The 11,557-nt window shown below is 70.6% G+C and carries 14 protein-coding genes; 7 read left to right on the top strand and 7 right to left on the bottom strand.

Annotated features, from left to right (window positions below):
* The first annotated feature begins 152 nt into the window (after positions 1-152).
* Positions 153-1,142, top strand: coding sequence for a GTP 3',8-cyclase MoaA (moaA, locus tag ACFWVE_RS29540; protein ID WP_384020431.1), 990 nt, complete (start codon positions 153-155; stop codon positions 1,140-1,142).
* Positions 1,143-1,205: 63 nt separating this feature from the next.
* On the opposite strand, the gene ACFWVE_RS29535 is transcribed toward moaA, so the two are convergent.
* Both ACFWVE_RS29535 and ACFWVE_RS29530 read right to left on the bottom strand, forming a co-directional pair.
* Positions 1,206-1,430: a hypothetical protein gene (locus ACFWVE_RS29535; RefSeq protein WP_384020442.1), complete on the bottom strand. Its 225-nt coding sequence runs from the start codon at positions 1,428-1,430 to the stop codon at positions 1,206-1,208.
* A gap of 233 nt (positions 1,431-1,663) precedes the next feature.
* Positions 1,664-2,086, bottom strand: coding sequence for a DUF3099 domain-containing protein (locus ACFWVE_RS29530; protein WP_384020439.1), 423 nt, complete (start codon positions 2,084-2,086; stop codon positions 1,664-1,666).
* Between the two features lie 277 nt (positions 2,087-2,363).
* Between ACFWVE_RS29530 and ACFWVE_RS29525 the strand changes: the two genes are divergently transcribed.
* Complete coding sequence (locus ACFWVE_RS29525) at positions 2,364-2,642, top strand: GlsB/YeaQ/YmgE family stress response membrane protein (RefSeq protein ID WP_384020428.1); 279 nt, start codon at positions 2,364-2,366, stop codon at positions 2,640-2,642.
* 90 nt (positions 2,643-2,732) lie between these two features.
* On the opposite strand, the gene tyrS is transcribed toward ACFWVE_RS29525, so the two are convergent.
* The 5 genes from tyrS to ACFWVE_RS29500 form a co-directional block, all read right to left on the bottom strand.
* Positions 2,733-4,001: a tyrosine--tRNA ligase gene (gene tyrS, locus ACFWVE_RS29520; protein ID WP_384020425.1), complete on the bottom strand. Its 1,269-nt coding sequence runs from the start codon at positions 3,999-4,001 to the stop codon at positions 2,733-2,735.
* Between the two features lie 49 nt (positions 4,002-4,050).
* Positions 4,051-5,454, bottom strand: coding sequence for a metallopeptidase TldD-related protein (locus ACFWVE_RS29515; RefSeq protein WP_384020422.1), 1,404 nt, complete (start codon positions 5,452-5,454; stop codon positions 4,051-4,053).
* Positions 5,455-5,536: 82 nt separating this feature from the next.
* A complete protein-coding gene (locus ACFWVE_RS29510) occupies positions 5,537-7,060 on the bottom strand; it encodes a TldD/PmbA family protein (RefSeq protein WP_384020420.1) in 1,524 nt (507 codons plus the stop codon).
* A gap of 162 nt (positions 7,061-7,222) precedes the next feature.
* Positions 7,223-7,414 (bottom strand): DUF397 domain-containing protein, encoded by a 192-nt coding sequence (locus tag ACFWVE_RS29505; RefSeq protein ID WP_384020417.1) that lies wholly within the window; start codon positions 7,412-7,414, stop codon positions 7,223-7,225.
* Positions 7,411-8,271, bottom strand: coding sequence for a Scr1 family TA system antitoxin-like transcriptional regulator (locus tag ACFWVE_RS29500; RefSeq protein ID WP_384020414.1), 861 nt, complete (start codon positions 8,269-8,271; stop codon positions 7,411-7,413). The genes ACFWVE_RS29505 and ACFWVE_RS29500 overlap by 4 nt, the downstream gene beginning before the upstream one ends.
* A gap of 205 nt (positions 8,272-8,476) precedes the next feature.
* On the opposite strand from ACFWVE_RS29500, the gene ACFWVE_RS29495 reads away from it, so the two are divergent.
* The 5 genes from ACFWVE_RS29495 (at position 8,477) to fabI (ending at position 11,398) form a co-directional block, all read left to right on the top strand.
* Positions 8,477-8,911 (top strand): ATP-binding protein, encoded by a 435-nt coding sequence (locus ACFWVE_RS29495; protein ID WP_384020411.1) that lies wholly within the window; start codon positions 8,477-8,479, stop codon positions 8,909-8,911.
* Between the two features lie 406 nt (positions 8,912-9,317).
* Entirely contained in the window at positions 9,318-9,548 is a 231-nt protein-coding gene (locus ACFWVE_RS29490; RefSeq protein WP_384020409.1) for a hypothetical protein, read from the top strand.
* Positions 9,548-9,805, top strand: coding sequence for a hypothetical protein (locus ACFWVE_RS29485; protein WP_384020406.1), 258 nt, complete (start codon positions 9,548-9,550; stop codon positions 9,803-9,805). The genes ACFWVE_RS29490 and ACFWVE_RS29485 overlap by 1 nt, the downstream gene beginning before the upstream one ends.
* A gap of 115 nt (positions 9,806-9,920) precedes the next feature.
* Positions 9,921-10,625 carry a 3-oxoacyl-[acyl-carrier-protein] reductase gene (gene fabG / locus ACFWVE_RS29480; protein WP_384020403.1) on the top strand — a complete coding sequence of 235 codons (705 nt, stop codon included), beginning with the start codon at positions 9,921-9,923 and terminating at the stop codon, positions 10,623-10,625.
* 5 nt (positions 10,626-10,630) lie between these two features.
* Positions 10,631-11,398: an enoyl-ACP reductase FabI gene (gene fabI, locus ACFWVE_RS29475; RefSeq protein WP_384020400.1), complete on the top strand. Its 768-nt coding sequence runs from the start codon at positions 10,631-10,633 to the stop codon at positions 11,396-11,398.
* Positions 11,399-11,557: the final 159 nt, after the last annotated feature.

Here is an 11,557-nt window from a genome sequence, read left to right as displayed (position 1 = left end):
CCGGACCCTGGAGGTCCCTGCGACGCGGCCGTCGCGCATCCCGTCGCATCTCGTCGCATCTCGTCGTACCGGGGCACTACGGCTTGTCGGTGGCGTCACGTAGGCTCGCGGGTACGGAGCATGAGTGATCCGACTGGAGGGAGGGGGCCCACGTGCTCATCGACACGTACGGCCGGGTGGCCACCGACCTGAGGGTGTCACTGACCGACCGATGCAATCTGCGGTGCACCTACTGCATGCCCGAGGAGGGCCTGCAGTGGCTGGCCAAGCCCGACCTGCTGACGGACGACGAGATCGTCCGCCTCGTCGACATCGCCGTCACCTCCCTCGGCATCGAGGAGGTCCGCTTCACCGGCGGTGAACCCCTGCTCCGTCCCGGCCTGGTCGGCATCGTCGAGCGCGTCGCCGCCCTGGAGCCCCGTCCCCAGATGTCCCTCACCACCAACGGCATCGGCCTCGGGCGCACGGCGGCGGCCCTGAAGCAGGCCGGCCTGGACCGGGTCAACGTCTCGCTGGACACGCTCCGCCCGGACGTCTTCAAGACCCTCACCCGCCGCAGCCGTCACCAGGACGTCCTCGACGGCCTGTACGCGGCCCGGGAGGCCGGCCTGACCCCGGTGAAGGTCAACTCGGTCCTGATGCCGGGGCTGAACGACGACGAGGCCCCCGACCTGCTCGCCTGGGCCGTGGAGCACGACTACGAGCTGCGCTTCATCGAGCAGATGCCCCTGGACGCCCAGCACGGCTGGAAGCGCGACGGCATGATCACCGCCGGTGACATCCTCACCTCCCTGCGCACCCGCTTCGAGCTGACCCCCGAGGGCGACGGGGCCCGGGGTTCGGCTCCGGCCGAGCGCTGGCTGGTCGACGGCGGCCCGCACCGCGTCGGCGTCATCGCCTCCGTCACCCGGCCGTTCTGCGCGGCCTGCGACCGCACCCGGCTCACCGCCGACGGACAGATACGTACGTGCCTGTTCGCCTCCGAGGAGACGGACCTGCGTGCCGCCCTGCGTTCCGACGCCCCCGACGAGGAGATCGCCCGGATCTGGAAGCTGGCCATGTGGGGCAAGAAGGCGGGCGCCGGCCTCGACGACCCGGCCTTCGTCCAGCCGGACCGCCCGATGTCGGCGATCGGCGGCTGAGGCGCCGCCCGAGAGGCTCCGTGGAGCGGTCCTCCCCGGAGCGGCATCCCCCGGAGCGGGCCCCTACGCCCCTTCGGGCGCCTTCCACTCTTCGAAGCGCACCACGTCCTTCAGGAACCCGCGTACGCCGAGGAACTGCGACAGATGTTCCCGGTGCTCCTCGCACGCGAGCCAGGTCTTGCGGCGCTCCGGCGTGTGCAGCTTCGGGTTGTTCCAGGCGAGCACCCACACGGCGGCGGCGCGGCAGCCCTTCGCGGAACAGATCGGCGTCTCGGGCTCAGGGTCCATCACACCGCAGACCCTAACCCGAGGTCTCAGGGGCAAGGGTGGGGAGCGGCACTGACACCCGGAACAAAGGCGACGCCGAGCAGCCACGGGGGGAGCTGCCCGGCGTCGGTCTGTCGCTCCGACGGGGGATGCGGAGCGCGTACGAAGTATGTCACGGGTCACCCCGCCCCTGGCACCGGAACAACATGATTGATCTGAGCTTTTCCTGAGCTTGGCGGGTTAGTGTCTTCCGCCTACGGCCGGTCATGGTCATGTCCCGAAGGTCGTGACGGCTCGGGCCGCTCCGTTCGTACGTCGGGGGCGGGCTCGGGCGCAACATCTTCCGTCCCGGATTCCGCCGCCCCGTCATTCGTCCGTGATGATGTGATCATCGGCCGCTCCTGCGGCGTCAGGTAGGCCGACGGCAGCGACGGCGAGTTTTCGCGCCCGGCGTTGGCGATCACCACCGCGATGTACGGCAGCAGTATGCCGAGAACCAGCGCCACGATCGCGACATGTCGTTCCACGTTCCAGAGCGTGGCCGCGAGAATGACCGAGATCGTACGAACGATCATCGAGATCACGTACCGGCGCTGCCGCCCGCGTACATCCTCCTGGAGCCCCGCCCTGGCGCCGGTGATCCGGAACACCTGGACGCCGTCATGCTGCTTCCGCATCGCATTCACCATCCGCCCGAATCGGACCCTCCCCGCCTCCGGCCGTCCTGCGACCGGCCGGGACTTCCGGGCCCGCACGCCACCACGGTACGCCGCGTCCCCGCCGCCCACGAAACCGGGGCGCCCTTGTTCCGTGCCCCTTACGCGCCCCGGTCCGCACTCCGGTATGTCCGTCCGGCCTGCGCCGCCGCGCGTACGGTCCGGCCGACATGCGGCGTAACGGATCCGGGTCGACACTGGCCGTAATGTCCGTGTCAAGGCGTCTCAGGAGGAAGCCATGGGCTGGTTGTGGGCGATCATCGTGGGGTTCGTGCTCGGTCTGATCGCGAAGGCGATCATCCCGGGGAAGCAGCACAGCCCGCTGTGGCTGACCACCATCTGCGGCATCCTCGGCGCCATCGCGGGCAACGCCATCGCACGGGGCTTCGGTATCGGGGAGACCCCGGGCATCGACTGGGGCCGGCACATCTTCCAGCTGGTGGCGGCGGTCGTCATCGTGTTCGTCGTCGACATGCTGTACATGCAGATGCGGGGCAAGCGCGCACGACGGACCTGACCGACGCGCGCCGGTCACGCGGGCACGCCGCGCGCGTCCGGTGCGGCACACCGGACGTCCACACGACGCGCCCGTGCGACGGGCGCGGGCTCAGGCGGGCGTGACCTCCACCGCCGCCAGGTTCTTCTTGCCCCGGCGCAGCACCAGCCAGCGGCCGTGCAGCAGGTCCTCCTTCGCGGGGACGGCGTCCTCGGCGATGACCTTGACGTTGTTCACGTAGGCACCGCCCTCCTTCACCGTGCGCCGCGCGGCCGACTTGCTGGGCACCAGGCCGACCTCGGCGAACAGGTCGACGACCGGACCGAGCTCGGCGACCCGGACGTGCGGCAGCTCCGAGAGGGCCGCCGCCAGCGTCCGCTCGTCCAGCTCCGCCAGCTCGCCCTGACCGAACAGCGCCTTCGACGCGGCGATCACGGCGGCCGTCTGGCCGGCGCCGTGCACCAGCGTCGTCAGCTCCTCCGCCAGGGCGCGCTGCGCGGCGCGCGCCTGCGGACGCTCCGCCGTCTGCGCCTCCAACGCCTCCAGCTCCTCGCGGGACCTGAAGGACAGAATGCGCATGTACGTCGAGATGTCCCGGTCGTCGACGTTCAGCCAGAACTGGTAGAACGCGTACGGCGTGGTCATCTCCGGGTCGAGCCAGACGGCCCCGCCCTCGGTCTTGCCGAACTTGGTGCCGTCCGCCTTCGTCATCAACGGCGTCGCCAGCGCGTGCGCCTCGGCGTGCGGCTCCAGGCGGTGGATCAGGTCGAGCCCGGCCGTGAGGTTGCCCCACTGGTCGCTGCCGCCCTGCTGGAGCGTGCAGCCGTAGCGCCGGTACAGCTGGAGGAAGTCCATGCCCTGCAGGAGCTGGTAGCTGAACTCCGTGTAACTGATGCCCTCGGAGGACTCCAGCCGCCGTGCGACGGAGTCCTTCGTCAGCATCTTGTTGACGCGGAAGTGCTTGCCCACGTCCCGCAGGAACTCGATCGCGGACAGGTTCTGCGTCCAGTCGAGGTTGTTGACCATGACCGCCGCGTTCTCGCCCTCGAAGGACAGGAACGGCTCGATCTGGCCACGCAGCCGGTCCACCCAGCCGGACACCGTCTCCGGCTCGTTCAGCGTGCGCTCCGCCGTCGGGCGGGGGTCGCCGATCAGGCCCGTGGCGCCGCCGACCAGCGCCAGCGGCCGGTGCCCGGCCTGCTGGAGCCGGCGCACCGTGAGCACCTGCACCAGATGTCCGACGTGCAGTGACGGCGCGGTCGGGTCGAAGCCGCAATAGAACGTGACAGGACCGTCCGCGAGCGCCTTGCGCAAGGCGTCCTCGTCGGTGGACAGGGCGAACAGCCCGCGCCACTTCAGCTCGTCGACGATGTCCGTCACGGTTCTCGCGTCTCCTCGGTGCTGCTTCGGTTTCCGAACGCCTACGAGGTTATACGCCCTGGCTGACGGAACTCATATTGAATTCGGGGACCCGCAGCGCGGGCATCGCGGCCCTGGTGAACCAGTCGCCCCACTCCCTGGGCAGCGTCTTCTCCGTACGGCCCGCCTCCGTGGCCCGGCCCAGCAGGTCCACCGGCGACTCGTTGAACCGGAAGTTGTTGACCTCGCCGACGACCTCGCCGTTCTCGACGAGGTAGACACCGTCCCGGGTCAGCCCGGTGAGCAGCAGGGTCGCCGGGTCCACCTCGCGGATGTACCACAGACAGGTCAGCAGCAGGCAGGGCCCACGATGATCCGTGGCCGCGACCATCTCCTCCAGGGAGCGGTCGCCGCCGCCGTCCAGGATCAGGTTGTCGATGCCGGGCGCCGTCGGCAGCCCGGTCAGGCCCGCGCTGTGCCTGCTGGTCGTCAGCCGGTTCAGCTCGCCCTCGCGCACCCAGTCCGTGGCCGTCAGCGGCAGCCCGTTGTCGAACACCGACCGGTCGCCGCCGGAGGAGTGCGCGATCACGAACGGCGCCGACTCCAGGCCCGGCTCGTCCGGGTCGCTGCGCAGGGTCAGCGGCAGCCCGGTCAGCCGCTCGCCGACCCGGGTGCCGCCGCCCGGCTTGGAGAACACCGTGCGCCCCTCGACCGCGTCCCGCCCCGAGGCCGACCACAGCTGGTAGATCAGCAGGTCCGCCACCGCGGTCGGCGGCAGCAGCGTCTCGTACCGGCCGGCGGGCAGCTCGAGCCGCCGCTCGGCCCAGCCCAGCCGCAGGGCCAGCTCGGCGTCGAGCGCCGCCGGGTCGACGTCCTTGAAATCCCGCGTGGAGCGGCCCGCCCACGCCGAGCGGGTACGGTCCGGCGACTTGGCGTTGAGCTCCAGCGTCCCGCCCGGCTGGTCGTGCCGCAGCCGCAGCCCCGTGGACGTGCCGAGGTAGCTGGACACCAGCTCGTGGTGGGCGAAGCCGTACAACTCCCGCCCGCCCGCACGGGCACGTGCGAACGCCTCCCCGAGCGCCGGCGCGAAGTCGGCGAACACGGCGGACGACGTCTCCGCGGGCGCCTCGGTGAACCCGGGGGACTCGGCCACGCCCGTGACCAGCGGCTGGGCGTCCTCGGCGGGGCCGGCACCCCGCGCGGCGGCCTCGGCGGCCCGCACCAGGGGCTCCAGTTCGTCGACCGTCACCGCGGACCGGGACACCACGCCGGACGCGGTGCCCTCCTGGCCGTCCACGGTGGCGATGACGGTGAGCGTGCGCCCGCGCGTGACACCGTTCGTGGTGAGCGAGTTGCCCGCCCAGCGCAGATTGGCGCTCGACCGCTCGTCGGCGATCACGACACAGCCGTCGGCCCGGGACAGCGCGAGAGCACGCTCGACGATCTCGTACGGCTTGCTGGTGCGCGCGCTCATCGACCCGCCTCCTGCGTGGTGTTCAGGCTGTGTTGTCCCGGGGGACGACCCCCGGACCCCCGGCCGAGTGCGACACTGCCCCTCATCGGCCCGCCTCCTGCGTGGTGTTCAGAATGTTGACGCCCTTGAAGAGGGCGGACGGGCAGCCGTGCGAGACCGCCGCGATCTGCCCCGGCTGGGCCTTGCCGCAGTTGAAGGCACCCCCGAGGACGTACGTCTGCGGCCCGCCGACCGCCGCCATGGAGCCCCAGAAGTCGGTGGTCGTGGCCTGGTAGGCGACGTCCCGCAGCTGCCCCGCCAGCCGCCCGTTCTCGATCCGGTGGAAGCGCTGCCCGGTGAACTGGAAGTTGTAGCGCTGCATGTCGATGCTCCACGACCGGTCACCGACGACGTAGATACCCCGGTCCACGCCCCCGATCAGGTCCTCGGTCGACATCCCGGCCGGATCCGGCCGCAGCGACACGTTGGCCATGCGCTGCACCGGCACATGCCCGGGGGAGTCCGCGAACGCGCACCCGTTGGACCGCTCGAACCCGGTCAGCCTCGCGATCCGCCGGTCCAACTGGTAGCCGACCAGCGTCCCGTCCCTCACCAGGTCCCAGGACTGCGCCTCGACTCCCTCGTCGTCGTACCCGACGGTCGCCAGTCCGTGCTCGGCGGTGCGGTCGCCGGTGACGTGCATCAGCTCCGAGCCGTACTTGAGTGTGCCGAGCTGGTCGAAGGTGGCGAAGGAGGTGCCGGCGTAGGCGGCCTCGTAACCGAGGGCCCGGTCCAGCTCGGTGGCGTGCCCGACGGACTCGTGGATGGTCAGCCACAGGTTGGACGGGTCCACGACCAGGTCGTACAGGCCCGGCTCGACGCTCGGCGCGCGCATCTTCTCGGCCAGCAGCCCGGGAATCCGCTCCAGCTCGTCGGCCCAGTCCCAGCCGGTGCCCGTCAGGTACTCCCAGCCACGCCCCACGGGCGGCGCGAGGGTGCGCATGGAGTCGAACTCACCGCTCGACTCGTCGACGGAGACGGCCGTGAACACGGGGTGGAGCCGTACCCGTTGCTGCGTGGTGACGGTCCCCGCGGTGTCGGCGTAGAACTTGTTCTCGTGCACGGTGAGCAGTGAGGCGTCCACGTGGTCCACCCCGCGCGCCGCCAGCAGCCGCGCGCTCCACTCGGCCAGCAGCCCGGCCTTCTCCGCGTCGGGCACGGTGAACGGGTCGATCTCGTACGACGACACCCAGGTCTTCTCGGAGTGCACGGGCTCGTCGGCCAGCTCCACCCTCTCCGTCGACCCCGCCGCACTGATCACCCGGGCGGACAGCTTCGCCATCGCCACGGCCTGCGAGGCGACCTTGGCGGCGGCGTCCGGGGTGAGATCCACGCCGGCCGCGAAACCCCACGTCCCGCCGTGCACCACGCGCACCGCGTACCCCAGGTCGGTGGTGTCCGACGACCCGGCCGGCCTGGCGTCCCGCAGCCGCCAGGACGCGTCGCGCACCCGCTCCAGGCGGAAGTCCGCGTGCTCGGCCCCCAGCGACCGCGCCCGCGCGAGCGCGGCGTCGGCGAGGGGGCGTAGGGGGAGCGCCAGAAACGACTGATCGACTTCATGGGGCACGGTTGGAGAGATCCCTTCGGGCGCTTGCCTGTGGTGACCGTCGGAGGCAGTGAACCATGTCTCACCGCCCGGGCTCCTCCGGAAAGGCCGGTGGCGCAGATCAGCGGGCGGGTACGGAAGCAACTCCCGTACCCGCCCGCCGATGCCACGTACGACGCGAACTCAGCCGTCCAGAGACGCGCCGGCCGCGAACGCCGCCCAGGCGGTCGGCGTGACGACGAGAGGGCGGATGCGCTTGTCCTTGGAGTCGCGGATGTGGACGGCCTCGGGGCGCACGGCGACCTCGACGCAGTTGTCACCCTCGCCCCCGCTGTAGCTGCTCTTGAACCAGCGCAGCTGATCAGTGGTGCTCATAGTGCTCCTCGCATCTGTTCCAGCAGGCTCACGGTAGCCCGGCAGTCCAGGGCCTGGGCACGCAGTTTGCCATAGCGTTGGAGGAGGACACTCAGGTCGTTCGGGGCGGTGATCAGGTTGCTTGATCGCTGCCCCTCGGTGTAGCCGATCCACTGGTGAGCCGGTGTCTCAGCCAGGTACATCTGTCCCTCGACGCCACAGTGTTCTTCTTGCCGAAGTGGCATGACCTGGATCTCCACGTTGTGCCGCTGTCCAACAAGGAGAAGGTGGTCGATGACCTCGTTGGCGACGGTGGTTCCCCCAACGCACCGCTCCAGGATGCCTTGCTCGATGACGAAGCTGAAGGCTGTGTTCGGCCGCGAGGTCAGGAGCTCCTGCCTCTCCATCCTCGCGCGTACCTGTCGCTCGATCTGCTCCTGTGAGAGCGGCGGCAGATTGCGCTCGAACACTGCCCGCGCGTACCCCTCCGGCTGCAACAACCCTGGAACCGCCCGGCATTCATACGCATACAAGGAGATTGCCTCCTCCTCGATCCCCGCCCACTGCCGGAACCACGACGCCAGCCCCGCCCTCCGTGTCAGGCTCTTCGCCGCCGCCGTGAGGACCTTGAGCGCGACCGGCCCCAGGACCTCCTCCGCCCGCGCGGGCAGGTCCGCCGGCGGGAACCGCTTCCCCTGCTCGATCTTGGCGACGTACGCCGCCGAGTACCGCACCTGCCGCGCGAACTCCTCCTGGGTCAGGCCGGATTCCTCGCGCAGTGCCTTGAGGACCACGCCGAAGGTCTTCAGACTGTCGGAGAGTTCCGCCTCCGTGCCGTTCGCGCCGCCGTTTCCGCCTCCGCCGTGGTCCGCCCTCATCGCCGCATGCCTCCCGTGTCCGCGTCTCCACGCCTCGCTCAACCCCGCCCGACCCACCCAGGGTCACGGGGAGTGACCCACCCAGTCCAGAGTGTGCGCCGATACAGCCGCACCTGTATGGGTGTCGTCCCTGTTGAGGGCCGGGAGGGGGCGGAACGCTGGGCGCATGCCAGCGCCACGGGCCCAAGAGGCCGTTACCGTAAGTGTGTTCGCCCAGCGGTTCTCCGCCACGCGCCGCGGCGCGCGTCTCGCCCGCAGACTCGCCACGCACCGGCTCGACCTGTGGGGGCTGCCCTACGGCAGCCCGGTCTCCGACACCGTCACCCTCGTCGTGGCCGAACTCGCCGCCAACGCGGTCCTCCACGGCCGCGTCCCCGGACGCGACTTCGAGCTGCGGCTCACCTGTGACCGGACCGCGGGACTCGTCCGCGTCGAGGTGTCCGACACCCATCCGGCGCACCCGGAGCTCCCCGAACCGGCGGGCCGGCCCGCCGCGGACACCGAAGGCGGACGAGGCCTGCTCCTCGTGGAAGCCGTCGCCGACCGCTGGGGCGTGGACGGGCGAATGGGGCCGGGCAAGACCGTGTGGGCGGAGTGCGCGGTCCGCGTCCCGGACGACCCGTGTCCCGTCCGGCCGTAGTTGACGATCGTCTTCCGCAACGACCCGCTGTGTCGGCTGAGTTGTGATTTCGGCCAGTGTCAGTAGGGCGGGTGCGCTTATCGACCTGCTCGAGCTTGACGGTCGGCTCCGCGACGGGCGAAGGCTTGTGGGGGCGTATGTGGTCGGACGCGAGATCGCTGCGGCGGACCATCCGAGCAAGGAGGTCAGGGCGGTCCTCAAGCGGCTCGTCGCCGACGGGCGGGCGCTCACGTCGGAGGCCCACCGGACACGCTGTACTGCCCGTGCCCGGACCACACCGACCGGCTGAGCAGCGTGGTGTCCCGCATCGGCCACGACGGCATCCCGGTCACGCCGATCACCCCGGTCGGCCCGGACCGAGTCCGGGTGCGGCCGTCACCCCCGTGCCCTGCGAGGAATGGACGCCGTGACCGGCATCACGACCGTCGTCGCCCGGGCCCTGCACACCGCCGCCGTCCTGCGGGAGGAAGCACCCCAGGACGGCTTGGTCCTCCGGGAGCTGGGGGAGCGGGTCCTCGCCGGGAAGCCGGGGCTGGAGGCGGACCGGTCGCAGGCGATCGGAGAGTCCGGACAGGAGAACAGCACTCCCTTCAAGGACCACGTGAACCGGAACGCGACCAACCTCGTCAAGGCCTGATGGAGGACCTGGACGCCCGGATCACCGGGGTCCTCCTCACCCGCGAGGTGCGCGACGGAGCCGCCCTGCTGGTCGGACGCCTGAGGACGCTGGAGGCGATCCACGTGGCCGGCGCGCTCTCGCTGCGGGACGACCTGACCGCCCTGGTGACCTACGACCGCAGAATGCCCGAGACCGCTCGCGCCGAAGGACTGTCCGCCCACGCACCCGGTACGGCGGACTGGGAACCGGGCGTTTCTGTAGGGATCCGACAGTGAGTCCCATCGGCCACTGTCGGTGCCCCAATGTCCTTCGAGGCGCTCCGACCGATAGGTTTTCGGGGAAGGCGCCTGTGTCGCAGGGGCTCCAGACCGCTATCGAAAGGGTGATCCGTTGAGCCGCTCGGTTCTCGTCACCGGAGGCAACCGGGGCATCGGCCTCGCCATCGCCCGCGTGTTCGCCGATGCCGGTGACAAGGTCGCGATCACGTACCGCTCGGGTGAGCCGCCCAAGGGCTTCCTCGCCGTCAAGTGCGACATCACCGACTCCGAGCAGGTGGAGCAGGCCTACAAGGAGATCGAGGCCCAGCACGGCCCGGTCGAGGTGCTCGTCGCCAATGCCGGCATCACCAAGGACCAGCTCCTGATGCGCATGTCCGAGGAGGACTTCACCTCGGTCGTCGACACCAACCTCACCGGCACCTTCCGGATCGTCAAGCGCGCCAACCGCGCCATGCTGCGTGCCCGTAAGGGCCGGGTCGTCCTGATCTCCTCGGTGGTGGGCCTGGCCGGCCAGGCGGGACAGGCGAACTACGCCGCGTCCAAGGCCGGCCTGGTCGGCTTCGCGCGCTCCCTCGCCCGGGAGCTGGGCTCGCGCAACATCACCTTCAACGTCGTCGCGCCCGGCTTCGTCGACACCGACATGACCAAGGTGCTCACCGACGAGCAGCGGGCGGGCATCGTGTCGCAGGTGCCGCTCGGCCGGTACGCGCAGCCCGAGGAGATCGCCGCCGCGGTGCGGTTCCTCGCCTCGGACGACGCCTCGTACATCACTGGAGCCGTCATTCCCGTTGACGGCGGACTGGGAATGGGTCACTGAACGACATGAGCGGAATTCTCGAGGGCAAGCGCGTCCTGATCACCGGCGTGCTGATGGAGTCCTCCATCGCCTTCCACACGGCCCGGCTGGCCCAGGAACAGGGCGCCGAGATCATCCTCACCGCGTTCCCGCGGCCCACGCTGACCGAGCGCATCGCCAGGAAGCTCCCCAAGCCCACCAAGGTCATCGAGCTCGACGTGACCAACGAGGAGCACCTGGGCCGTCTCGCCGACATCGTGGGTGAGGAGCTCGGCGGCCTCGACGGCGTCGTGCACTCCATCGGCTTCGCGCCGCAGGACGCGCTGGGCGGCAACTTCCTCAACACGCCGTTCGAGTCGGTCGCCACGGCCATGCACGTCTCGGCGTTCTCCCTGAAGTCCCTGACCATGGCCTGCCTGCCGCTGATGCAGAGCGGCGGTTCCGTCGTCGGCCTCACCTTCGACGCGCAGTACGCCTGGCCGCAGTACGACTGGATGGGCCCGGCCAAGGCCGCGCTGGAGGCGACCAGCCGCTACATGGCGCGTGACCTGGGCAAGCAGAACATCCGCTGCAACCTGATCTCGGCGGGCCCGATCGGCTCCATGGCCGCCAAGTCCATCCCGGGCTTCGGCGAGCTGGCCTCCGTGTGGGACCACCGGGCCCCGCTGGAGTGGGACCTGAAGGACCCGGAGCCGGCCGGCCGCGGGGTCGTCGCCCTGCTGAGCGACTGGTTCCCGAAGACCACGGGCGAGATCGTCCACGTGGACGGCGGGCTGCACGCCGTCGGCGCCTAGGCTTTCGCCGGCTCCCGCCCGCGGCAGCCGCCCGCAGAAGTCGTCGAGGGCCCGTACCCCCGGGAGGGTGCGGGCCCTCGGCCACGTCACCCGGCCGGCTCAGCACAGCGGGCGGGATCCGGCGGCACCAGGGCACTGTGGAGTACACGTCCGCCGCGT

The organism is Streptomyces sp. NPDC058632, assembly GCF_042717095.1.
In the GTDB taxonomy this organism is placed as follows: domain Bacteria; phylum Actinomycetota; class Actinomycetes; order Streptomycetales; family Streptomycetaceae; genus Streptomyces.
This window is presented reverse-complemented; position numbering and strand designations above follow the sequence as displayed.

Excerpts from the sequence above, each read along its gene's own strand:
- ACFWVE_RS29535 (WP_384020442.1), bottom strand. The coding sequence starts at position 1,430 with ATGGACCCTGAGCCCGAGACGCCGATCTGTTCCGCGAAGGGCTGCCGC.
- ACFWVE_RS29530 (WP_384020439.1), bottom strand. The coding sequence starts at position 2,086 with ATGCGGAAGCAGCATGACGGCGTCCAGGTGTTCCGGATCACCGGCGCC.
- ACFWVE_RS29525 (WP_384020428.1), top strand. The coding sequence starts at position 2,364 with ATGGGCTGGTTGTGGGCGATCATCGTGGGGTTCGTGCTCGGTCTGATC.
- ACFWVE_RS29515 (WP_384020422.1), bottom strand. The coding sequence starts at position 5,454 with ATGAGCGCGCGCACCAGCAAGCCGTACGAGATCGTCGAGCGTGCTCTC.
- ACFWVE_RS29505 (WP_384020417.1), bottom strand. The coding sequence starts at position 7,414 with ATGAGCACCACTGATCAGCTGCGCTGGTTCAAGAGCAGCTACAGCGGG.
- ACFWVE_RS29500 (WP_384020414.1), bottom strand. The coding sequence starts at position 8,271 with ATGAGGGCGGACCACGGCGGAGGCGGAAACGGCGGCGCGAACGGCACG.
- ACFWVE_RS29485 (WP_384020406.1), top strand. The coding sequence starts at position 9,548 with ATGGAGGACCTGGACGCCCGGATCACCGGGGTCCTCCTCACCCGCGAG.
- fabI (WP_384020400.1), top strand. The coding sequence starts at position 10,631 with ATGAGCGGAATTCTCGAGGGCAAGCGCGTCCTGATCACCGGCGTGCTG.